This window comes from Leifsonia sp. GW821-FHT13C09 (genome assembly GCF_058806435.1).
The window spans coordinates 1,061,151-1,082,213 of the sequence record NZ_JBXAPS010000001.1 but is presented as its reverse complement, the minus strand read 5'-3'; the positions used below and the strand labels follow the sequence as shown (position 1 = coordinate 1,082,213).

Below are 21,063 nucleotides of genomic sequence, written 5' to 3'. Positions count from 1 at the left end.
AGAACCCCACTCGTCGTACTTGAGTTCTCCGTACTCGTGAGGTTGTCCCCATGGCATCGAATCCGCTCGCACCACCGTGGCTCAGGGAGCCCGACGACGCGAATGCGCTCGTCCCGGGCCTCTGGTCGCGCACCGCCCACCGTGAGGAGGGTGCGATCGTCGTCGGCGGCGTCCCCGTCGCCGCGCTCGCCGAGCGTTTCGGCACGCCGCTCTACGTCGTGGACGAGACCGAGGCGCGCGAGCGCGCCGTCGAGGTGCGCTCCGCGCTGCAGCGCGCGTTCGCCGAGGTCGGCTCCGCGGCCCGGGTCTATTACGCGGGCAAGGCGTTCCTCTCGATCGAGGTCGCCCGGTGGATGACGGAGGCCGGGCTCAACATCGACGTCTGCTCGGGAGGCGAGCTCGCGATCGCCCTCGCCGCGGGCGTCCCGGCCGAGCGACTCGGTTTCCACGGCAACAACAAGTCGCTCGCCGAGATCGACCGCGCGGTGGTGGAGGGCGTCGGCGCCATCATCATCGACAGCCTCCAGGAGATCGACCGCGTCGCCGAGGCCGCGGAGCGCCACGGCGTCGTCCAGCGCGTGCGGCTGCGGGTGAACAGCGGCGTGCACGCGCACACGCACGCCTTCCTCGCCACCGCCCACGAAGACCAGAAGTTCGGCATCGCGCTGGCCGACGCCGCCGGCGCCGTCGCGCGCATCCGCTCGCACGCCGGGCTCGCGTTCCTCGGGCTGCACTGCCACATCGGCTCGCAGATCTTCGGAGCGGACGGCTTCGCCGAGTCGGCCGCCCGCCTGCTCGCCGTGCACAAGGAGCTGCTGGCCGGTGGGGACATCCCCGAGCTCAACCTCGGCGGTGGCTTCGGCATCGCGTACACGGCGGCCGACGACCCGGCTCCGATCGAGGCACTCGCCCGCAGCATCGCGGAGACTGTGGCGGCGACCTGCGAGGATCTCGACATCCCTATTCCGGCGGTCGCGTTCGAGCCCGGCCGCGCGATCATCGGCGCCGCGGGACTCACCCTCTACACGGTCGGCACGACCAAGGACGTGACGGTCGCCGCGCAGGACGACGGCGAGACGGCGATTCGCCGCTACGTGAGCGTGGACGGCGGGATGAGCGACAACGCGCGCCCGGCGCTCTACGGAGCCGACTACTCGGCCCGGATCGCCGGCCGGGCGTCCGCCGCCGAGCCGGTGCTCGTGCGAGTGGCCGGCAAGCACTGCGAGAGCGGCGACATCGTGGTGGACGCCGAGTACCTGCCCGGCGACGTCGCCCCGGGCGACCTCCTCGCGGTGCCCGCGACGGGCGCCTACTGCTGGTCGCTGGCCAGCAACTACAACTACCTCGGCCGCCCGCCGGTCGTCGCCGTGACGGATGGCGCGGCCCGCGTCATCGTGCGCGGCGAGACCGAGGCGGACCTGCTGGCACGCGACGCCGCGTACGAAGACGGGAGCACCCGCCGATGATCGAATACCGCAATCTCCGCGTCGCGCTGCTGGGCGCCGGCTCCGTCGGCTCTCAGGTGGCGCGGCTGCTGCTGGAGCAGAGCGACGAGTTCGCCTCGCGCGTCGGCGCGCGGCTGGAGCTCGTCGGCATCGCCGTGCGCGACGTGGACGCGCCGCGCGACGTCGACCTCCCGAAGGAGCTGTTCACCACCGACGCCACCTCGCTCATCCTCGGCGCCGACATCGTGGTCGAGCTGATGGGCGGCGTGGAGCCCGCCCGTGGCTACGTGCTGGAGGCGCTGAACTCCGGGGCCGACGTCATCACGGCCAACAAGGCCCTGCTCGCCACCCACGGTCCCGAGCTGTTCGACGCCGCCGAGCAGGTCGGCGCCCAGCTCTATTACGAGGCCGCGGTCGCCGGCGCCATCCCGATCATCCGGCCGCTGCGCGACAGCCTCGCCGGCGACACGGTCTCGCGCATCCTCGGCATCGTCAACGGCACGACCAACTTCATCCTCGACCGGATGGACACGACAGGCGAGACCCTCGCCGACGCGCTCGCCACCGCCACCGAGCGGGGCTACGCCGAGGCGGACCCGACCGCCGACATCGGCGGCTACGACGCCGCCCAGAAGGCCGCGATCCTCGCCAGCCTCGCCTTCCACACCACGGTGCCGCTGGAGCAGGTCTACCGCGAGGGCATCACGTCGGTCACCCGCGAGCAGGTCGAGGCGGCCCGCGCGGGCGGCTGGGTGATCAAGCTGCTGGCGATCTGCGAGCGGCTGGTCGACCCGGAGACCGGCGAGGAGGGCGTCTCCGCCCGCGTCTACCCGGCCCTGATCAGCCGCGAGCACCCGCTGGCCGCGGTGCGCGGCGCGCACAACGCGGTCTTCGTCCAGGCCGAGGCCGCGGGCGACCTGATGTTCTACGGCGCGGGCGCCGGCGGCGTGGAGACGGCGTCGGCCGTGCTCGGCGATGTCGTGTCCGCCGCGCGCCGGCACGTCGTGGGCGGCCCTGGCGTCGCCGAGTCGACGCACGCCGGCCTCCCGGTGCTCGATATCGGCCGCGTCGTCACCCGATACCAGATCACTCTGTCGGTGGCAGACCAGCCCGGCGTGCTCGCCAGGGTCGCCCGTATCCTGAGCGACGGCGGGGTGAGCGTGGAGACGGTGCAGCAGTCCGTGCCGAGCTCGACCGGCGCCGTCGTCATCTCCGGTAACCATCCGATTCACGGCGCGACCGCCCCCACCGCTACCCTGGTGATCGGCACCCACGAAGCCGAGGAGGCCGCGCTGGCGGCCACCGTGGAGGCGCTCGCCGCGAGCGACGTGGTCACCGCCGTCTCTTCCGTTCTCCGAGTCGAAGGATCGTAATGCCCCAGTCGTCGAATGGGCCGAAGTCGTACAGCCGGCAGTGGCGCGGCGTGCTCCGCGAGTACGCGGACCGCCTGAACATCTCCGAGGCGACTCCGATCGTGACGCTCGGCGAGGGCGGCACGCCGCTCCTGCCCGCCCCCGCGCTGTCCGCGCGCACGGGTGCGAACGTCTTCGTGAAGTTCGAGGGCATGAACCCGACCGGGTCGTTCAAGGACCGCGGAATGACGATGGCCATCTCCAAGGCCGTCGAGCACGGCGCGAAGGCCGTCATCTGCGCCTCCACCGGCAACACGTCGGCCTCCGCCGCCGCGTACGCCACGCACGCCGGCATCCAGGCCGTCGTGCTGGTGCCGGAGGGCAAGATCGCGATGGGCAAGCTCAGTCAGGCGATCGCGCACAACGCGCAGCTCCTCCAGGTGCAGGGCAACTTCGACGACTGTCTCGACATCGCCCGCGACCTGGCCACCAACTACCCGGTCCACCTGGTCAACTCGGTCAACCCGGACCGCATCGAGGGCCAGAAGACCGCCGCGTTCGAGGTCGTCGAGGTCCTGGGCGACGCTCCCGACTTCCACATCGTCCCCGTCGGCAACGCCGGCAACTACACCGCCTACCACCGCGGCTACACCGAGGAGCTGCAGCGCGGCGAGGCCACGAAGCTCCCGCGGATGTTCGGCTTCCAGGCCGCAGGCAGCGCCCCGATCGTGCTCGGCCACGCCGTCAAGGAGCCCGACACCATCGCCACCGCGATCCGGATCGGCAACCCGGCCTCGTGGGAGCTCGCGCTCAACGCGCGCGACGACAGCGAGGGCTACTTCGGCGCGATCGACGACGCCGCCATCCTGGAGGCGCACCGCATCCTCTCGGCCGAGGTCGGCATCTTCGTGGAGCCCGCCAGCGCGATCAGCGTCGCCGGCCTCCTGGAGCGCTCGGCCGCCGGTGTGATCCCGGCCGGCGCCACCGTCGTGCTGACCGTCACCGGCCACGGCCTGAAGGACCCGCAGTGGGCGCTCCGCACGGCCGACGGCTCCGACGTGCAGCCCACCATCGTCCCGGTCGACACGAACGCGATCGCCGACGTGCTCGGCCTGGTCCCGGCTACCGGGGCGTCGGCATGAGCTTGCGCGCCGTCGACCTGCGCAGCCGCGCGGTCGCGGTCAAGGTCCCGGCGACGAGCGCCAACCTCGGCCCCGGCTTCGACACCCTCGGACTCTCCCTCGCCCTCTACGACGAGCTGCGCGTCAGCGTGCGCGACGAGCCGGGTGCGAGCGTCGAGGTCGTCGGCATCGGAGCGGGGGAGGTCCCGACCGACGAGAGCAACCTCGTCGTGCGGGCGATCGCCCACACCTTCGAGTCCGTCGGAGTCGCGCTGCCCGGGCTGAACCTGGTGGCGCGCAACAACATCCCGCACGGCCGCGGCCTCGGCTCGTCCGGCGCGGCCATCGTCTCCGGCATCATGGCAGCCAAGGGCCTCCTGGAGGGCGTCGTCGAGCTCGACGCCCAGGCGCTGCTCGCCCTCGCGAACGACATGGAGGGTCACCCCGATAACGTCGCGCCGGCGCTCTTCGGCGGCCTCACGATCGCGTGGGTCACCCCGGACGGCCCGCGGTTCAAGAAGCTGATCGTGCACCGCGGCGTCTCGCCGCTGGTCCTCGTGCCAGAGCACGTCATGTCGACCGCGCTCGCCCGGAGCCTCCAGCCCGAGTCGGTGCCCCACGAGGACGCCGTCTTCAATGTGTCGCGCTCGGCTCTGCTGGTGGCAGCGCTCATCCAGAGCCCCGAGCTGCTGCACGCGGCGACCGAGGACAAGCTCCACCAGAGCTACCGTGCCTCGGCCATGCCGGAGACCGACCGGCTGATCACGCTGCTGCGATCCAACGGCTTCGCGGCAGTGGTCTCCGGCGCCGGCCCCTCGATCCTGGTGCTGTGCAGCGACCCGAGCCAGCGGCTCGCCGCTGCGGAGCTCGTCGCCCGGGAGGCGCAGACGGCCTGGCAGCCGCTGATGCTCGCGGTCGATTTCAAGGGCGCGACGGTCGCTCCGCTGGCCGTCGACGACGCGGACACACCGGCGGCGTAGCGTCGAAAGGGCCTGTCGTGAGGTGGTAAACTACCGAGTGCACCCGTGAAGAACCCGCGTCACGAGCGAATCCAGCTTCCGGGTGATCTCTTAGCAATCATGCCGTCACTCCTGCCTGCGCTTTTCGGTTCTCCGGAGCATCCGGAGATCCAGAGCGCACCGTAGCGCGGATCCGAACGCAGCACGGTAAGGCAGGCTCACGTGACGAGTGCTCCACAGCGGCGCGCAGAGTGCGCGTCGGGGGAAAGGAATCCTCTTCAGTGACTGATGTCGAACTCCACGCCGGGGGCGTGGACACCAGCGACCTGACCTCGCTCAAGGTGGCGGAGCTGCAGGCTCTCGCCGCCGAGCTCGGCCTCCAGGGCGCGACCCGGCTCCGCAAGGGCGAGCTGGTCGAGGCGATCGCGACGGCTCGCGCCGCGGCCGCCGGGACCGAGGCGCCCGCCGAGCCGGAAGCGGCAGAGCCCGTCTCCATCGAGACGGTGCCGGCCGAGACCGAGCAGCAGGCGGACCACGCGACGGCCGCCTCCCAGGTGCTCATCGAGCCGCTCATCGCCGAGCCCGTGGCGGACGAGCCCATCGCGGGCGACGCCCTCCTCGGCCAGGTCGCCGCCGAACCGCGCCGACGCGGCTCGCGCCGCGCCTCCAGCCCGGACGGCACGAGCATCGCCCCGTCGACCAGCGTCGGCGCGGCCACCCACGTCAACACCGGCGAGACCGGTGTCGAGTCGCTCATCCCGGACGTCGACGCTCTGCTCGACTCCGCTCTCGCGTCCCGCGAGCAGGCGCAGCGCGACGGCCAGGGCGGCGGACGGCGTCGCCGCGGCCGTGGCGGCCAGAACGGTCAGGGCCAGCAGAACGGCCAGGGCCAGGAGACCGACGAGCAGTCGGCCGAGGCGCCCGCACAGGGGGAGCAGGCCCGCGGCGACCAGGCCCGCGGCGACCAGACCGGCGAGCAGCAGGGCGACACCGAGCAGGGCGGCGAGCAGCAGCAGTCCGGCCGCAGCCGTCGCAACCGCAACCGCAACAAGGGCAACCAGAACGGCGAGCAGGGCCAGAACCAGCAGGGCGGCCAGCAGGGCCAGAACCAGCAGGGCCAGCAGAACCAGCCGAAGGACCTCCAGGGCGACGGCGGCCAGCAGGGCGGCCAGCAGAACCGCGGCCCGCAGCAGCAGCAGGCCGAGGGCGACCGCGCCGGCCGCTTCCGCGACCGCAACCGCAAGCGCCGTGGCGGCGCCGGCGGCGACGACCTCGAGCCGGAGATCGGCGATGACGACGTTCTGATCCCGGTCGCGGGCATCCTCGACGTGCTGGACAACTACGCGTTCGTCCGCACCACGGGCTACCTCCCGGGCGCCAGCGACGTCTACGTCTCGCTCGGCCAGGTCAAGAAGTACAGCCTCCGCAAGGGCGACGCCGTCGTCGGCGCCATCCGCCAGCCGCGCGAGGGCGACAACAACAGCCGCCAGAAGTACAACGCGCTGGTGAAGGTCGACTCGATCAACGGCCAGACCATCGAGGAGGCCGCGACCCGCGTCGAGTTCGGCAAGCTCACCCCGCTGTACCCGCAGGAGCGGCTGCGGCTCGAGACCGAGCCGGGCAAGGTCACCCAGCGGATCATCGACCTGGTCGCCCCGATCGGCAAGGGCCAGCGCGGCCTCATCGTCGCGCCCCCGAAGGCCGGCAAGACCATCGTGATGCAGCAGATCGCCAACGCGATCACCACCAACAACCCTGAGGTGCACCTCATGGTCGTCCTGGTGGACGAGCGTCCCGAAGAGGTCACCGACATGCAGCGCACGGTCAAGGGCGAGGTCATCGCCTCCACCTTCGACCGCCCGGCGGAGGACCACACCACCGTCGCGGAGCTCGCGATCGAGCGCGCCAAGCGCCTGGTCGAGCTCGGCCACGACGTGGTCGTCCTGCTCGACTCGATCACCCGCCTCGGCCGTGCCTACAACCTGACGGCCCCGGCCTCCGGTCGCATCCTGTCCGGTGGTGTCGACGCCTCCGCGCTGTACCCGCCGAAGCGCTTCTTCGGCGCCGCGCGCAACATCGAGCACGGCGGCTCGCTGACCATCCTCGCCTCGGCGCTGGTGGAGACCGGCTCCAAGATGGACGAGGTGATCTTCGAGGAGTTCAAGGGCACCGGCAACATGGAGCTCCGCCTGTCGCGCCAGCTGGCCGACAAGCGCATCTTCCCGGCCGTCGACGTCAACGCCTCCGGCACCCGCCGCGAGGAGATGCTGATGGGCCAGGACGAGGTCAAGATCACCTGGAAGCTGCGTCGCGCCCTCGCCGGCCTCGACCAGCAGCAGGCCCTGGAGATCGTGCTCGGCCGCCTGAAGGAGACCTCGAGCAACGTCGAGTTCCTCATGCAGGTGCAGAAGTCGATGCCGCAGCCGGCCAACGGCCACGGCAACGCGCACTCGCACGGCCACGAGAACGACCACCGCTAGCTGACGAAGCGCCCGTCCGCCGTGCCCTGTGCGCGGCGGCGGGCGCTTTCTCGTTCCCAGCCAGCGCCTCCAGAAAGAAGTCACGCATGTTCGAGTCGGTCAACGGCCTCATCGCCGAGCACGACGATCTCCAGCAGCAGCTCTCCGACCCCGAGCTGCACAGCGATCCGGTCCGCTCCAAGAAGGTGAACCGCCGCTACGCCGAGCTGTCGCGCATCGTCGCCTCGTACAACCAGTGGAAGCAGCTCTCCGACGACCTGGAGGCCGCGCGCGAGCTGGCCGCGGAGGACGAGGCGTTCGCCGAGGAGATCCCTGGCCTGGAGCAGAGCCTGGAGGAGTCCGGCGAGAAGCTGCGCCGCCTGCTGATCCCGCGCGACCCCAACGACAGCCGCGACGTCATCATGGAGATCAAGATGGGGGAGGGCGGGGCCGAGTCCGCGCTGTTCGCCGGCGACCTCCTGCGCATGTACCTCCACTACGCGGACTCCAAGCGCTGGAAGGCCGAGATCATCGAGCAGACCTCCAGCGACCTCGGCGGCGTCAAGGACGTCCAGGTCGCGTTCAAGGGCAACTCCAGCGACCCGGCCGAGGGCGTGTGGGCGCACCTGAAGTACGAGGGCGGCGTGCACCGCGTGCAGCGGGTCCCGGCGACCGAGTCGCAGGGCCGCATCCACACCTCCGCCGCGGGTGTCCTGGTCTTCCCGGAGGTCGACGAGCCCGAAGAGGTCGACATCAACCCCAACGACCTCAAGATCGACGTCTTCCGGTCGTCGGGCCCCGGCGGCCAGTCGGTCAACACGACGGACTCGGCGGTGCGCATCACCCACGTGCCGACCGGCATCGTCGTATCGATGCAGAACGAGAAGAGCCAGCTCCAGAACCGCGAGGCCGCGATGCGCGTGCTCCGGGCGCGGCTGCTCGCGAAGCAGCAGGAGGAGGCGGACGCCGAGGCGGCCGAGTTCCGCAAGGGCCAGATCCGCACGATGGACCGCTCCGAGCGCATCCGCACGTACAACTTCCCGGAGAACCGCATCGCGGACCACCGGACGGGCTACAAGGCCTACAACCTCGACTCCGTCATGAACGGCGCGCTCGACCCCGTCATCGAGTCCAACATCCTCGCCGACGAAGAGGCCCGCCTGGCCGACCTGGCCCAAGACTGAAACCGCCGAGTACGCGAGAAATCAGCCGGAAACCGCCGAGTACGCAGACAATCTGCGTACTCGGCGGTTGCTGTCAGATGTAGAGGGCGGGGTCGAGCCACTCGTCGCCGGCGATCTGCTCGTGGCCGGAGCGCGGGCGGGCACGGGCGGGGACGCCCGTTAGCACCGAGTCCGGCGGCGCGTCGTGGACGACGACGGCGTTGGCGCCGATGACGGTGCGTGTGCCGATCTCGATCGCGCCCAGGACCTTCGCGCCCGCGCCGACCGTCACGTGGTCGTGGATGGTCGGGTGGCGTTTGCCGTGACCGCTGCCGCGGCCGCCGAGGGTCACGCCGTGGTACAGCATCACGTCGTCGCCGATCCAGGTGGTCTCGCCGATGACGACGCCCATCCCGTGGTCGATGAAGAACCGGCGGCCGATGCGGGCGCCGGGGTGGATCTCGATGCCGGTCAGGAAGCGCGTGAACTGGGACAGCATCCGCGCCGGCATCCGGAAGCCGGCGAGCCAGAGCCGGTGGGCGACGCGGTACGACCACACGGCGTGAAGGCCCGAGTAGACCAGCGCCACCTCGGCGTCCCCGCGCGCGGCGGGGTCGTGCGTGCGCGCATTGCGGATGTCCTCGCGCACCCGGAAAAGGGCCACGCCGTCAGTCCAGGAGGTCGGCCCAGAGGGCGGTGGAGATGTAGCGTTCGCCGGTGTCGCAGACGATGGCGACGATGGTCTTGCCGGCGTTCTCGGGGCGGGCGGCGACCTGGAGGGCGGCCCAGATGATGGCGCCGGAGGAGATTCCGGCGAGGATGCCCTCTTCGGAGGCGAGCTTCTTGGCGATGTCGAGGGAGTCCTCGAAGGACACGTCGATGACCTCGTCGTAGACGCCGGTGTCCAGGATCTCGGGGACGAAGTTCGCGCCGAGGCCCTGGATCTTGTGCGGGCCGGGCGTGCCGCCGTTGAGGATCGGGGAGTCGGCCGGTTCGACGGCGATGACCTGCACGTCGGGCTTGCGCTCCTTCAGCACCTGGCCGACGCCGGTGATGGTGCCGCCGGTGCCGACGCCGGAGATGAAGATGTCGACGCCGCCGTCGGTGTCGGCCCAGATCTCCTCGGCGGTGGTGGCGCGGTGGATGGCGGGGTTGGCGGCGTTGGCGAACTGCTGCGCCCAGATGGCGTTGTCGTTCTCGGCGACGATCTTCTTCGCCGCCTCCACCGCCCCACGCATGCCCTCGGGGCCGGGGGTGAGGACGATCTCGGCGCCGAACGCGCGCAGCAGCACCCGCCGTTCCTTCGACATGGTCTCCGGCATGGTGAGGATGACCTTGTAGCCGCGTGCGGCGCCGACCATGGCCAGGGCGATGCCGGTGTTGCCGCTGGTGCCCTCCACGATGATCCCGCCCGGGCGCAGCGCCCCGGCCTTCTCGGCGGCGTCGATGATGGAGACGCCGATGCGGTCCTTCACACTGGCGGCGGGGTTGAAGAACTCCAGCTTCGCCAGCACGGTCGCGCCGGTGCCGGCGGCGAGCCTGTTCAGCTTGACGAGCGGAGTGCGTCCGACGGTTTCGGTGATGTTCTCATAGATCTTCGCGGGCATGGTGTTCACTCTATTCCGCCCGGAGCCCTGGTGAAGGCCTGTGACGGTAAGCTCGTCGGGCCATGTCTGACGCCGCGCCCTCCACCGTCCGCTCCCTCCGCGACGAGACGGTCGCCGTCCTCGCGCAGGCGGGAGTGCCCGATCCGGAGGTGGACGCCGACCTCCTCATCGGGTTCGTGCTCGGCGCCGGGCGCGGTCGCGTCCAGGCGCTGGTGGTGATGGACGCCGCGATCGACACGGACGACGCCCGGCGAGTCCGCGAGCTCGCCGCCCGCCGGGCCACACGCGAGCCGTTGCAGCACATCACCGGCTCGGCGCCGTTCCGCTCCCTGGAGCTCGCGGTCGGCCCCGGCGTGTTCGTGCCGCGGCCGGAAACGGAGCAGGTGGTCCAGTTCGCGATCGACGCGCTGCGCGCGGTGCCGTCGGCCGAGCCGGTCGGCGTCGACCTCGGGACCGGCAGCGGCGCGATCGCGCTCGCGATGGCGACGGAGGTGCCGCACGCCCGCGTGTACGCAGTGGAGAAGTCCCCGGAGGCGTTCGTCTGGACCCGGCGCAACGTCGAGTCGGTCGGCGCGACGAACCTCCAGGCGGTTCTCGGCGATCTCGCCGATGCCCTCCCCGAGCTGAACGGCACGGTGGACGTCGTCATCTCCAACCCGCCGTACGTGCCGGACGACGCGATCCCGCGCGACCCGGAGGTGCGCCTCTTCGACCCGGCGGCGGCGCTCTACGGCGGCGCCGACGGGCTCGACGTCGTGCGCGTCATCTCGGGCGTCGCCCGGAGACTGCTCCGCCCCGGCGGCACGCTCGTGCTGGAGCACGGCGAGCTGCAGGGCGCCCAGATTCGCGAGCTGCTGACCGCCGACGGCTGGCGCGCCGCCGCGACGCACCGCGACCTCACCACCCGCGACCGCGCGACCACCGCCCTCAAATAGCGATCCGCTCCCCGCGACATTCGTGCCGAATACGAGGAGGGTCAACGCTCCGCGAACGCCCGGACCGCCGCGAGCATCCCGTCGGTGTCGAACGTGCCGTCCTCCCGGCGGGTGAAGTGGAACGCGTGCATCCCGGCCTCGCGGGCGCCTTCCACGTTGGCGAGCGAGTCGTCGAACAGGATGGCGTCCTCGGGCCGCGCCCCGAACCGTCCCAGCGCCCGGGTGTAGATACGGCGCTCGGGCTTGCGGGCGCCGAGCACCGCGGAGACCAGGTCGTTGCTGCCCAGGATGCTCGCCACGTCCGGCATGAGCACAGGGAGCGAGTCCTTGAACGGGATGGGGTTGTTCGACAGCAGGGACACCGTCCCGAGCGTCGCGGCGACCCGCAGCGCCTCGACCGACCCGTCGATCCGGGTCATCGCGGCCTGCCTGGCCTCCTGCCACTGCTCCAGCGTGAGGCGGCCTCCGGTCACCTCCGCGAACGCGGCGAGGTACTCCTCGCTCGTGGCGTACTCGCCGATCTCGGCGGCGCGCTCGTGGCCGCCCGCCCACCAGCTCGACGCCAGCCGGTACTGGCTCACGCCGCTCAGCTCGGCGAGGCGGGGGAGCCGTTTGTGGAAGTCGTAGTCGTACAGGGTCTTGTCGCAGTCGAAGAAGTAGACGTCCATCGCCACCAGTATCGTCCCGCGCCCTGTCATCGTCCTACCGGTCCGCGCGGTCGCAGAGAACCTTGCGGTGGCTCAACTATCATGGGTGCCGTCATGGCTCCCATCTACGACTGCTCCGTCGACTCCGAACTCCTCACCGGCATGCGCCTCGCCCGCGGGGCGATCGGCCGCGGCGAACTCGTCGTGATCCCCACCGACACCGTCTACGGCGTCGCCGCGGACGCCTTCAGCCCGACGGCCGTGCAGCGGCTCCTCGACGCGAAGGGACGCGGCCGCCAGTCGCCGCCCCCGGTCCTCGTGCCCGGCATCCCCACGCTCGCCGCCCTGGCCGAGCGCGTCCCGGCCGAGGTCGACGCGCTCGTGCAGGCGTTCTGGCCGGGCGGCCTCACCATCGTCCTGCCCGCCGCGCCGTCCCTGGTCTGGGACCTCGGCGAGACCAAGGGCACCGTCGCGCTGCGCATGCCGCAGGACCGGATCGCCCTGGAGATCCTCGCCGAGACCGGCCCGCTGGCCGTCTCGTCCGCCAACCTCACCGGCCGCCCCGCCGCCCGCACCGCAGCGGAGGCGGAGGCCATGCTCGGCGAGTCCGTGTCGGTCTACCTCGACGGGGGAGAGGCCGGCACCTCCTACGAGCGCGTCGAGGGCAAGGACTCCTCCTCCACCATCGTCGACGCGACCGCGCTCGCGGCGGGCGCCGGCAAGCTCCGCATCCTCCGCCACGGCGTCATCTCCGCTGCGCAGCTGCGCGAGGTCGTGGGCGACGCGCTCGTCGACGACGCCGACGAGCCCGGTGTGCGGGCCGCGGACCCGGCCGACGACGCCGAGGCGGTCGCCGACACCGCCGCGGACACCTGAGCCGTGACCCTCTTCCTCGCCCTCGCGCTCATCTCGGCCGTGATCACGTTCGGGATGTCGGTGGTGGTCTACAAGGTCTCCATGCGCTTCAAGCTCTACCCGAAGATCCGGGAGCGCGACGTCCACACCCGGCCGACTCCGCGGCTCGGCGGCGTCGCGATGTTCCTCGGCATCCTCGTGGCTTTCGGCGTCTCCTGGCTGTTGTCCAGCCAGTTCGGCGTGCTGTCGCTGATCTTCTCGGACGCAGGCCCGATCATCGCGATCCTGGGCGCCTCCCTGCTCATCGTCGTGCTCGGCGTGGCCGACGACCTGTGGGACCTCGACTGGATGACCAAGCTCGCCGGCCAGTTCGTCGCGGCCGGGATCGTCGCCTGGCTGGGCGTGCAGATCTACTCGCTGCCCATCGGCGGCCTCACCATCGGCTCGCCGGTGATGAGCATCGTGATCACCCTCTTCGCGATCGTGCTCGTGATGAACGCCATCAACTTCATCGACGGGCTGGACGGCCTCGTCGCCGGCGTCGCGCTCATCGCCAACGGCACCTTCCTCGTCTACACGTACCTCTTGCAGCGCGACATCAGCCCGCAGAACTACTTCAGCCTGGCCGGCGTCATCGCAGCGATCCTGGTCGGCGCGTGTGCGGGCTTCCTGCCGCTCAACTGGCACCCGGCGAAGATGTTCATGGGCGACGCCGGCGCGCTGCTGATCGGCCTCCTGATGGCGACCTCAGCCATCTCGGTGACGGGCACGATCAACCCAGAGGCCCTGCAGACCCTCGGCAAGTCGTCGCTGGTTCCCGCGTTCATTCCGGTCACCATCCCGTTCGCTGTGCTCGTCATCCCGTTGCTCGACTTCGGTCTCGCGGTGGTGCGGCGGCTGCGCGCGGGCAAGTCGCCCTTCAGCGCCGACCGCAAGCACCTGCACCACCGCCTGCTCGACATGGGGCACTCGCACCTCCATGCGGTGCTGATCTTCTACGCGTGGACGGCCGTGCTCTCGATCGGCTGCCTGCTGTTCTTCTTCGACCCGTACTGGATGGCCATCGTCTTCGTCGCGATCGGCCTCGTGATCTGCACCGCGATCACCCTCGCCCCGCTCAGCCGCCGCAAGGTGAACGAGGCCGCCGCCGAGCTCGCCCCCGCAGGCAGCAAGGAGGCCGAGGAGACGGCGAAGTACGACGCGCTCGACATCGCGAGCGAGCGCATCTCCGTCACCACCCCGCCTGGCGATCCCGGCGAGCCCGCCAGCCCCACCAGCAAGGAGACCCGATGACCGACCACCAGGACGGAGCCCCCGCCCCGCGGCCGGACGAGCCCGCGAAGGCCGCTCCGCAGCAGCCGACGTCGACCCCGGTGCTGAAGGACGTGCTCAAGTACGGCTTCATCCTCGCCGGAGCGATCGCCGTCGTCGGGATGGTCCTCGGCGGGATCTTCGCCGGCTGGGTCGGCGTCACGAGCGCGCTGATCGGCACCCTCATGGCCGCCGTGTTCCTCAGCATCACCGCGCTCAGCATCCTGATCGCCAACCGGTTCATCGGTTCGGACCTCTTCGTCGGGCTGTTCTTCGGGATCGTGCTCGGCGGCTGGATCGTCAAGTTCGTGCTGTTCATCGTGCTCGCGCTGCTGTTGCGCGACCAGCCGTGGATCAACCCCGTGGTGCTGTTCCTGAGCCTGATCGCAGGGGTGATCGGATCGCTCGTGGTCGACATGATCGTCGTGTTCCGATCGCGCATCCCCTACGCCAGCGACGTCACGCTGCCGGGGGACAAACGCTGAACCTTATCCGATTCGTTACCGCTTGAAAACTCTTGTAGAGTTGTCAGTGATCCCCCACCCGTACGCGCCCATGCACCACCGGGCGCGCGAAATCGGGTGTCCACCGTTCGTCGTCGCGAGAGCATCAGCTCGACGCCCCGAAACAGGAGATAGCGCTGTTAGCTAACGCTGTGAACCTGCTGGTCCAGGCCGCAAGCTCCGATGGAGGAAGCTTCCAAGGCCCGTCGATCAACGAGTTCTTCCCACCCACCCTGTTCACCATCGGCGGACTCGAGTTCAACCGCATCACGCTGGTCCGCATCATCTCGACCGTCGCGCTGATCCTGATCTTCTGGCTCGGCACGCGCAAGATGAAGCTCATCCCCGGCCGCTTCCAGTCGGTCGTCGAGATGGGCCTGGACTTCGTCCGTGTCAACATCGCGGAGGACCTGCTCGGCCGCAAGGACGGCCGGCGCTTCCTGCCGCTGCTCACCACGATCTTCTTCATGGTGCTGTTCTTCAACATCACCGGCATCATCCCGTTCCTCAACATTGCGGGAACGGCCATCATCGGGACGCCTCTCGTGCTGGCGGTCGCGGCCTACGTCGCGTTCATCTACGCGGGTATCAAGAAGAGCCCGGGCAACTTCTTCCGGAACGCGCTGTTCCCGCCCGGTGTCCCGTGGTTCCTGTACATCCTGGTCACGCCGATCGAGTTCATTTCGACCTTCATCCTCCGGCCGATCACGCTGACCCTCCGACTTCTCATGAACATGGTCGTTGGGCACCTGCTGCTCGTGCTGTTCTTCACCGGCACCGCGTTCTTCGTCTTCACCCTGAGCGGACTCTGGTCGCTGTTCGGTGTGGTGACCTTCGCGTTCGGGTTCGCATTCTCCCTGTTCGAGATCCTGGTGGCTGTCCTCCAGGCCTACGTCTTCGCACTGCTCACGGGTGTCTACATCCAGCTCGCAGTCGCCGAGGAACACTAATTACGGTTCGCGCGACCGCGCGCACCGCCATCACGGAAGGAAACACATAACGTGGACATCGCTGCAATCAACGGCAACATCGCCACCGTCGGTTACGGCCTCGCCGCCATCGGCCCGGCCATCGGCGTGGGCATCGTCGTCGGCAAGACCATCGAGGGCGTCGCCCGCCAGCCCGAGCTGGCCGGCCGCCTCCAGGTTCTGATGTACATCGGTATCGCGTTCACCGAGGCGCTCGCGTTCATCGGTATCGCCGTCGGCTTCATCTTCCAGTAGTCCGTCCTCTTTATCCATTCCCGTAAGGAGGAACGATGCTCAACAGTGTCGTGATCGCCGCGACGGAGGAGACGCACAACCCGCTGATCCCCGCGTGGCCGGACATCATCGGCTCGGTGATCTGCTTCGTCATCATCCTGTTCTTCTTCTGGAGGCTGGTCCTTCCGCGCATGCGGAAGCTCCTGGATGAGCGCGCCGAGGCGATCGAGGGCAACATCGCGAAGGCCGACGAGGCTCAGCACAAGGCCGAGGCGCTGCTCGAGGAGTACACCGCGCAGCTCGCCGACGCGCGTGCCGAGGCGGCCAAGATCCGCGAGACGGCCCGCGTGGACGGTCAGAAGATCGTCGCGGAGGCCAAGGACAACGCCACGGCCGAGGCCGCGCGCGTGACCGCCGCCGCCCAGGCCCAGATCGAGGCGGAGCGCCAGGGCGCGCTCGTCTCGCTCCGCGGCGAGGTCGGCTCGCTCGCGATCGACCTCGCGTCCGGCGTGGTCGGCGAGGTGCTCACCGACGACAAGAGGGCCCAGGCCATCGTCGACCGGTTCCTGGCCGACCTCGAGTCCAGTGAAGCCCAGAAGGCCCAGGAAGCAGGGTCGAGCAACTGATGGGAAGCGCCTCCAGAGAAGCACTGGCCCGATCCGTCCAGGCGCTCGCCGGGCTCGGGTCCAAGGCCGATCTGGCGACGGCTGAAGACCTGTTCGCCGCAGGACGAGTCGTCGCCGACTCCGCCCAGCTCCGTGCGGTCCTCAGCGACCCCTCGGCGCCCGCCGACGGCAAGGCCGCGCTGGTCCAGCGCGTCTTCGCGTCGCTCTCGGCCCCCGCGGTCGAGCTGCTGACCGTCGTCGCGGGCGAGCGCTGGTCCGGCCAGGACGACGTGCTCGCCGCGATCGAGGAGCTCGGCATCCGCTCGATCGCCGCCTCCGCGCCGCGCAACGTGGACATCCCGGGCGAGCTGTTCGCGTTCGGAGGCGCCGTGACCTCCGACGCGCAGCTCGAGCTCGCGCTGCGCAGCAAGCTCGCCGCGCCCGAGGCCAAGGCCGCTCTCGCCGAGCGACTGCTCTCGGGCAAGGCCTCGACGCAGACCGTCGCGATCGCGCGCCAGCTCGTCCTGCAGCCGCGCGGCCGCAGCATCCGCGAGTCGCTCCGCGAGGCCGCGCGCATCGTCGCCGCCCAGTACGGCCAGGCGATCGCCACGGTCGTCACGGCCCAGCCGCTCCCGGCCGAGCAGGCCGAGCGCCTCCGCGCGAGCCTCGCCGCGAAGTACGGCGACCTCAAGCTCAACGAGGTCGTCGATCCCTCGATCCTCGGCGGCCTGCGCGTTCAGATCGGCGACGACGTCATCGACGGAAGCGTCGCGTCGCGCCTCACCGAACTCCGACTTCAGCTCGCGGGCTGACCGCCCCAGAGAAAACCCAGATAGGGAACAACGATGGCAGACATCCAGATCAGCCCCGATGAGATCCGGGACGCGCTCAAAGACTTCGTCTCGAAGTACGAGCCGGCCAACGCCGAGACCGTCGAGGTCGGGCACGTGCTCGACGCCTCCGACGGCATCGCGCACGTCGAGGGCCTCCCCGGCGTGATGGCGAACGAACTCATCCGCTTCGCGGACGGCACCCTGGGCCTGGCGCAGAACCTCGACGAGAACGAGGTCGGCGTCGTGGTCCTCGGCGAGTTCGACCAGATCGTCGAGGGCATGGAGGTGACCCGCACCGGCGAGGTCCTCTCCGTCCCCGTCGGCGACGGCTACCTCGGCCGCGTGGTCGACCCGCTCGGCAACCCGATCGACGGTCTCGGCGAGATCGCGACCGAAGGCCGCCGCGAGCTCGAGCTGCAGGCCCCCGGCGTCATGCAGCGCAAGTCGGTGCACGAGCCGCTCCAGACCGGCATCAAGGCGATCGACGCCATGATCCCCGTCGGCCGTGGCCAGCGCCAGCTCATCATCGGCGACCGCCAGACCGGCAAGACGGCCATCGCGATCGACACGATCATCAACCAGAAGGCCAACTGGGAGTCCGGCGACGTCAACAAGCAGGTCCGCTGCATCTACGTCGCCATCGGCCAGAAGGGCTCGACCATCGCCTCGGTGAAGGGCGCGCTCGAGGACGCCGGCGCGATGGAGTACACCACCATCGTCGCGGCCCCGGCCTCCGACCCGGCGGGCTTCAAGTACCTCGCCCCCTACACCGGCTCGGCCATCGGCCAGCACTGGATGTACGGCGGCAAGCACGTCCTGATCATCTTCGACGACCTGTCGAAGCAGGCCGAGGCCTACCGCGCCGTGTCCCTGCTCCTCCGCCGTCCGCCGGGACGCGAGGCCTACCCGGGCGACGTCTTCTACCTGCACTCCCGCCTGCTGGAGCGTTGCGCCAAGCTCTCCGACGAGCTGGGCGCCGGCTCGATGACCGGTCTGCCGATCATCGAGACCAAGGCGAACGACGTGTCGGCGTACATCCCGACCAACGTGATCTCGATCACCGACGGCCAGATCTTCCTGCAGTCCGACCTGTTCAACGCCAACCAGCGTCCCGCGGTCGACGTCGGCATCTCGGTCTCCCGCGTCGGTGGCGACGCGCAGGTCAAGTCGATCAAGAAGGTCTCCGGCACGCTCAAGCTCGAACTGGCGCAGTACCGCTCGCTCGAGGCGTTCGCGATGTTCGCGTCCGACCTCGACGCGGCCAGCCGCCGTCAGCTCGCCCGTGGCGCGCGCCTCACCGAGCTGCTCAAGCAGCCGCAGTACTCGCCGTTCCCGGTGGAGGAGCAGGTCGTCTCGATCTGGGCCGGCACCAACGGCAAGCTGGACGAGGTCGCGGTCGAGGACATCCTCCGCTTCGAGGCCGAGCTGCTCGACCACCTGCGCCGCAACACCGACATCCTCACCACGCTGCGCGAGACCAACGTCCTCGATGACGACACGGTGTCGAAGCTCGGCGAGGAGATCGACAAGTTCAAGCTCGAGTTCCAGACCGGCGAGGGCAAGCCGCTCGCCTCGGTCGGACGCGAGGAGTTCGAGGCGAGCTCCACGGAGGACGTCAACCAGGAGCGCATCGTCAAGGCGAAGCGCTGAGCACGGATAGGTACTGAGGAAGACACATGGGAGCACAGCTTCGGGTCTACCGGCAGAAGATCAGGTCTGCCCAGACGACCAAGAAGATCACCCGTGCCATGGAGCTGATCTCCGCCTCACGCATCCAGAAGGCGCAGGCCAGGGTGGCCGCCTCCACGCCGTACGCCCGCGCGATCACGCGCGCGGTGTCGGCGGTGGCGACCTACTCGAACGTCGAGCACGTCCTCACCACGGAGCCGGAGAAGATCGAGCGCGCCGCGATCGTCATCTTCTCGTCGGACCGCGGACTCGCGGGCGCGTTCAACTCGAACGTGCTCAAGGAGTCGGAGAAGCTCGCCGAGCTGCTGCGCAGCCAGGGCAAGGAGGTCGTCTACTTCCTGATCGGACGCAAGGCGCAGGGCTACTTCAGCTTCCGGCGCCGCGGGTTCGAGCGGGTGTGGACGGGCAACACGGACAACCCCGAGTTCGAGCAGGCCAAAGAGGTCGCCGACGCGGTCCTCGAGTCCTTCTTGCGTGACGCGTCCGACGGCGGCGTGGACGAGATCCACATCATCTACAACCGCTTCGTCAGCATGCTGACGCAGGAGCCCCAGATCGTCCGCCTGCTTCCGCTGGAGGTCGTCGAGGGCATGGAGGAGCCGGACCGCACGCAGGTCCTGCCGCTCTACGAGTTCGAGCCCGACGTCAACACCGTGCTCGATTCGCTCCTGCCGGTCTACATCGAGAGCCGCATCTTCAACGCGATGCTGCAGTCCGCCGCCTCCAAGCACGCGGCCACGCAGAAGGCGATGAAGGCCGCGAGCGACAACGCCGACAAGCTCATCACCGACTACACGCGACTGGCCAACAACGCCCGCCAGGCGGAGATCACCCAGCAGATCTCCGAGATCGTGGGCGGCGCGGACGCGCTGAGCTCGGCAAAATAATCGTCCAAACGAGAGAGAACGAATCATGACTACCGCTACCGCCGAAGCCCAGGCTTCGACCGCGCAGCCGGCCGGCGTGGGACGCATCGCCCGCGTCACCGGTCCGGTCGTCGACATCGAGTTCCCGCACGACTCGATCCCGGGGATCTACAACGCCCTGAAGACCACCATCACCATCGGCGAGCAGTCGACCGAGATCACGCTCGAGGTCGCTCAGCACCTCGGCGACGACCTCGTCCGTGCGATCGCCCTCAAGCCGACCGACGGCCTGGTCCGCGGCGGCGAGGTGCGCGACACCGGCGCCCCGATCAGCGTCCCGGTCGGCGACGTGACCAAGGGCAAGGTCTTCAACGTGACCGGCGACGTTCTCAACGCCGAGCCGGGCGAGACGATCGAGATCACCGAGCGCTGGCCGATCCACCGCCAGCCGCCGTCGTTCGACCAGCTCGAGTCCAAGACCCAGCTGTTCGAGACCGGCATCAAGGTCATCGACCTCCTCACCCCGTACGTGCAGGGCGGCAAGATCGGCCTGTTCGGCGGCGCGGGCGTCGGCAAGACCGTCCTCATCCAGGAGATGATCCAGCGCGTGGCCCAGGACCACGGTGGTGTCTCGGTGTTCGCCGGCGTCGGCGAGCGCACCCGTGAGGGCAACGACCTCATCCACGAGATGGAGGAGGCGGGCGTCTTCGACAAGACCGCGCTCGTCTTCGGCCAGATGGACGAGCCGCCGGGGACGCGTCTGCGCGTCGCCCTGTCCGCGCTGACGATGGCGGAGTACTTCCGCGACGTGCAGAAGCAGGACGTGCTGCTCTTCATCGACAACATCTTCCGCTTCACGCAGGCGGGCTCCGAGGTCTCCACGCTGCTCGGCCGCATGCCCTCCGCGGTGGGCTACCAGCCGAACCTGGCCGACGAGATGGGTCTCCTCCAGGAGCGCATCACCTCGACCCGTGGCCACTCGATCACCTCGCTGCAGGCGATCTACGTTCCGGCCGACGACTACACGGACCCGGCGCCGGCGACCACGTTCGCCCACCTCGACGCCACGACCGAGCTCTCCCGTGAGATCGCGTCGAAGGGTCTGTACCCGGCGGTCGACCCGCTGACCTCGACCTCGCGCATCCTCGACCCCCGCTACCTGGGCGCCGACCACTACCGCGTGGCCACCACGGTCAAGCAGATCCTTCAGAAGAACAAGGAGCTGCAGGAGATCATCGCGATCCTCGGTGTCGACGAGCTGTCCGAAGAGGACAAGATCACCGTGTCGCGGGCCCGCCGCATCCAGCAGTTCCTCTCGCAGAACACCTACATGGCGAAGAAGTTCACCGGTGTCGAGGGCTCGACCGTCCCGCTGAAGGACACCATCGAGTCGTTCGACGCCATCGCCAAGGGCGAGTTCGACCACGTGGCCGAGCAGGCGTTCTTCAATGTCGGCGCGATCACCGACGTCGAGGAGAAGTGGGCGCAGATCCAGAAGGAGAACGGCTGAC

Annotated in this window: 20 protein-coding genes; 17 read left to right on the top strand and 3 right to left on the bottom strand. The window is 69.6% G+C overall.

Annotated features, from left to right (window positions below; genetic code table 11):
- Positions 1–50: 50 nt before the first annotated feature.
- The 6 genes from lysA (at position 51) to prfA (ending at position 8,520) form a co-directional block, all read left to right on the top strand.
- Positions 51–1,466, top strand: coding sequence for a diaminopimelate decarboxylase (gene lysA / locus AC1ROW_RS05235; protein ID WP_493017777.1), 1,416 nt, complete (start codon positions 51–53; stop codon positions 1,464–1,466).
- Positions 1,463–2,818, top strand: a complete 1,356-nt coding sequence (locus tag AC1ROW_RS05230; protein WP_493017776.1) for a homoserine dehydrogenase — start codon at positions 1,463–1,465, stop codon at positions 2,816–2,818. Before lysA ends, AC1ROW_RS05230 begins: the two co-directional genes overlap by 4 nt.
- Entirely contained in the window at positions 2,818–3,939 is a 1,122-nt protein-coding gene (gene thrC / locus AC1ROW_RS05225; protein ID WP_493017775.1) for a threonine synthase, read from the top strand. Before AC1ROW_RS05230 ends, thrC begins: the two co-directional genes overlap by 1 nt.
- Entirely contained in the window at positions 3,936–4,898 is a 963-nt protein-coding gene (thrB, locus tag AC1ROW_RS05220; RefSeq protein WP_493017774.1) for a homoserine kinase, read from the top strand. Before thrC ends, thrB begins: the two co-directional genes overlap by 4 nt.
- A gap of 260 nt (positions 4,899–5,158) precedes the next feature.
- Positions 5,159–7,357 carry a transcription termination factor Rho gene (rho, locus tag AC1ROW_RS05215; protein ID WP_493017773.1) on the top strand — a complete coding sequence of 733 codons (2,199 nt, stop codon included), beginning with the start codon at positions 5,159–5,161 and terminating at the stop codon, positions 7,355–7,357.
- An 86-nt stretch (positions 7,358–7,443) separates the two neighbouring features.
- Complete coding sequence (gene prfA / locus AC1ROW_RS05210) at positions 7,444–8,520, top strand: peptide chain release factor 1 (RefSeq protein ID WP_431346709.1); 1,077 nt, start codon at positions 7,444–7,446, stop codon at positions 8,518–8,520.
- 73 nt (positions 8,521–8,593) lie between these two features.
- Here prfA and epsC read toward each other — a convergent pair whose 3' ends face one another.
- Both epsC and cysK read right to left on the bottom strand, forming a co-directional pair.
- The gene (gene epsC / locus AC1ROW_RS05205; protein ID WP_493017772.1) at positions 8,594–9,163 is read right to left on the bottom strand and encodes a serine O-acetyltransferase EpsC; all 570 of its coding nucleotides are present in this window, start codon (positions 9,161–9,163) and stop codon (positions 8,594–8,596) included.
- A 4-nt stretch (positions 9,164–9,167) separates the two neighbouring features.
- A complete protein-coding gene (gene cysK / locus AC1ROW_RS05200; protein ID WP_493017771.1) occupies positions 9,168–10,106 on the bottom strand; it encodes a cysteine synthase A in 939 nt (312 codons plus the stop codon).
- A gap of 62 nt (positions 10,107–10,168) precedes the next feature.
- On the opposite strand from cysK, the gene prmC reads away from it, so the two are divergent.
- Positions 10,169–11,041 (top strand): peptide chain release factor N(5)-glutamine methyltransferase, encoded by an 873-nt coding sequence (gene prmC, locus AC1ROW_RS05195; protein WP_493017770.1) that lies wholly within the window; start codon positions 10,169–10,171, stop codon positions 11,039–11,041.
- A 41-nt stretch (positions 11,042–11,082) separates the two neighbouring features.
- Here prmC and AC1ROW_RS05190 read toward each other — a convergent pair whose 3' ends face one another.
- Positions 11,083–11,709 carry an HAD-IA family hydrolase gene (locus AC1ROW_RS05190; RefSeq protein ID WP_493017769.1) on the bottom strand — a complete coding sequence of 209 codons (627 nt, stop codon included), beginning with the start codon at positions 11,707–11,709 and terminating at the stop codon, positions 11,083–11,085.
- Between the two features lie 93 nt (positions 11,710–11,802).
- Between AC1ROW_RS05190 and AC1ROW_RS05185 the strand changes: the two genes are divergently transcribed.
- From AC1ROW_RS05185 to atpD, 10 genes are all read left to right on the top strand, one after another.
- On the top strand, positions 11,803–12,564 hold the full coding sequence (locus AC1ROW_RS05185) for an L-threonylcarbamoyladenylate synthase (protein ID WP_493017768.1): 762 nt from the start codon (positions 11,803–11,805) through the stop codon (positions 12,562–12,564).
- Between the two features lie 3 nt (positions 12,565–12,567).
- Complete coding sequence (locus tag AC1ROW_RS05180) at positions 12,568–13,836, top strand: MraY family glycosyltransferase (protein ID WP_493017767.1); 1,269 nt, start codon at positions 12,568–12,570, stop codon at positions 13,834–13,836.
- Positions 13,833–14,339: a Cg1360 family ATP-synthase-associated protein gene (locus AC1ROW_RS05175; RefSeq protein ID WP_493017766.1), complete on the top strand. Its 507-nt coding sequence runs from the start codon at positions 13,833–13,835 to the stop codon at positions 14,337–14,339. The genes AC1ROW_RS05180 and AC1ROW_RS05175 overlap by 4 nt, the downstream gene beginning before the upstream one ends.
- Before the next feature lie 170 nt (positions 14,340–14,509).
- On the top strand, positions 14,510–15,307 hold the full coding sequence (gene atpB, locus AC1ROW_RS05170) for a F0F1 ATP synthase subunit A (RefSeq protein WP_493017765.1): 798 nt from the start codon (positions 14,510–14,512) through the stop codon (positions 15,305–15,307).
- 51 nt (positions 15,308–15,358) lie between these two features.
- A complete protein-coding gene (gene atpE, locus AC1ROW_RS05165; protein WP_179607020.1) occupies positions 15,359–15,580 on the top strand; it encodes a F0F1 ATP synthase subunit C in 222 nt (73 codons plus the stop codon).
- 35 nt (positions 15,581–15,615) lie between these two features.
- Complete coding sequence (locus AC1ROW_RS05160; protein ID WP_493017764.1) at positions 15,616–16,185, top strand: F0F1 ATP synthase subunit B; 570 nt, start codon at positions 15,616–15,618, stop codon at positions 16,183–16,185.
- Complete coding sequence (locus AC1ROW_RS05155) at positions 16,185–16,976, top strand: F0F1 ATP synthase subunit delta (protein ID WP_493017763.1); 792 nt, start codon at positions 16,185–16,187, stop codon at positions 16,974–16,976. Before AC1ROW_RS05160 ends, AC1ROW_RS05155 begins: the two co-directional genes overlap by 1 nt.
- Before the next feature lie 33 nt (positions 16,977–17,009).
- Entirely contained in the window at positions 17,010–18,647 is a 1,638-nt protein-coding gene (gene atpA, locus AC1ROW_RS05150; RefSeq protein ID WP_493017762.1) for a F0F1 ATP synthase subunit alpha, read from the top strand.
- Positions 18,648–18,673: 26 nt separating this feature from the next.
- Complete coding sequence (locus AC1ROW_RS05145) at positions 18,674–19,573, top strand: F0F1 ATP synthase subunit gamma (protein ID WP_493017761.1); 900 nt, start codon at positions 18,674–18,676, stop codon at positions 19,571–19,573.
- Between the two features lie 25 nt (positions 19,574–19,598).
- Positions 19,599–21,062, top strand: a complete 1,464-nt coding sequence (gene atpD / locus AC1ROW_RS05140; protein ID WP_345836449.1) for a F0F1 ATP synthase subunit beta — start codon at positions 19,599–19,601, stop codon at positions 21,060–21,062.
- Position 21,063: the final 1 nt, after the last annotated feature.

Excerpts from the sequence above, each read along its gene's own strand:
- prmC (WP_493017770.1), top strand. The coding sequence starts at position 10,169 with ATGTCTGACGCCGCGCCCTCCACCGTCCGCTCCCTCCGCGACGAGACG.
- AC1ROW_RS05230 (WP_493017776.1), top strand. The coding sequence starts at position 1,463 with ATGATCGAATACCGCAATCTCCGCGTCGCGCTGCTGGGCGCCGGCTCC.
- cysK (WP_493017771.1), bottom strand. The coding sequence starts at position 10,106 with ATGCCCGCGAAGATCTATGAGAACATCACCGAAACCGTCGGACGCACT.
- AC1ROW_RS05175 (WP_493017766.1), top strand. The coding sequence starts at position 13,833 with ATGACCGACCACCAGGACGGAGCCCCCGCCCCGCGGCCGGACGAGCCC.
- thrB (WP_493017774.1), top strand. The coding sequence starts at position 3,936 with ATGAGCTTGCGCGCCGTCGACCTGCGCAGCCGCGCGGTCGCGGTCAAG.
- AC1ROW_RS05190 (WP_493017769.1), bottom strand. The coding sequence starts at position 11,709 with ATGGACGTCTACTTCTTCGACTGCGACAAGACCCTGTACGACTACGAC.
- atpA (WP_493017762.1), top strand. The coding sequence starts at position 17,010 with ATGGCAGACATCCAGATCAGCCCCGATGAGATCCGGGACGCGCTCAAA.
- AC1ROW_RS05155 (WP_493017763.1), top strand. The coding sequence starts at position 16,185 with ATGGGAAGCGCCTCCAGAGAAGCACTGGCCCGATCCGTCCAGGCGCTC.
- lysA (WP_493017777.1), top strand. The coding sequence starts at position 51 with ATGGCATCGAATCCGCTCGCACCACCGTGGCTCAGGGAGCCCGACGAC.
- prfA (WP_431346709.1), top strand. The coding sequence starts at position 7,444 with ATGTTCGAGTCGGTCAACGGCCTCATCGCCGAGCACGACGATCTCCAG.
- AC1ROW_RS05145 (WP_493017761.1), top strand. The coding sequence starts at position 18,674 with ATGGGAGCACAGCTTCGGGTCTACCGGCAGAAGATCAGGTCTGCCCAG.
- AC1ROW_RS05160 (WP_493017764.1), top strand. The coding sequence starts at position 15,616 with ATGCTCAACAGTGTCGTGATCGCCGCGACGGAGGAGACGCACAACCCG.
- thrC (WP_493017775.1), top strand. The coding sequence starts at position 2,818 with ATGCCCCAGTCGTCGAATGGGCCGAAGTCGTACAGCCGGCAGTGGCGC.
- AC1ROW_RS05185 (WP_493017768.1), top strand. The coding sequence starts at position 11,803 with ATGGCTCCCATCTACGACTGCTCCGTCGACTCCGAACTCCTCACCGGC.
- atpD (WP_345836449.1), top strand. The coding sequence starts at position 19,599 with ATGACTACCGCTACCGCCGAAGCCCAGGCTTCGACCGCGCAGCCGGCC.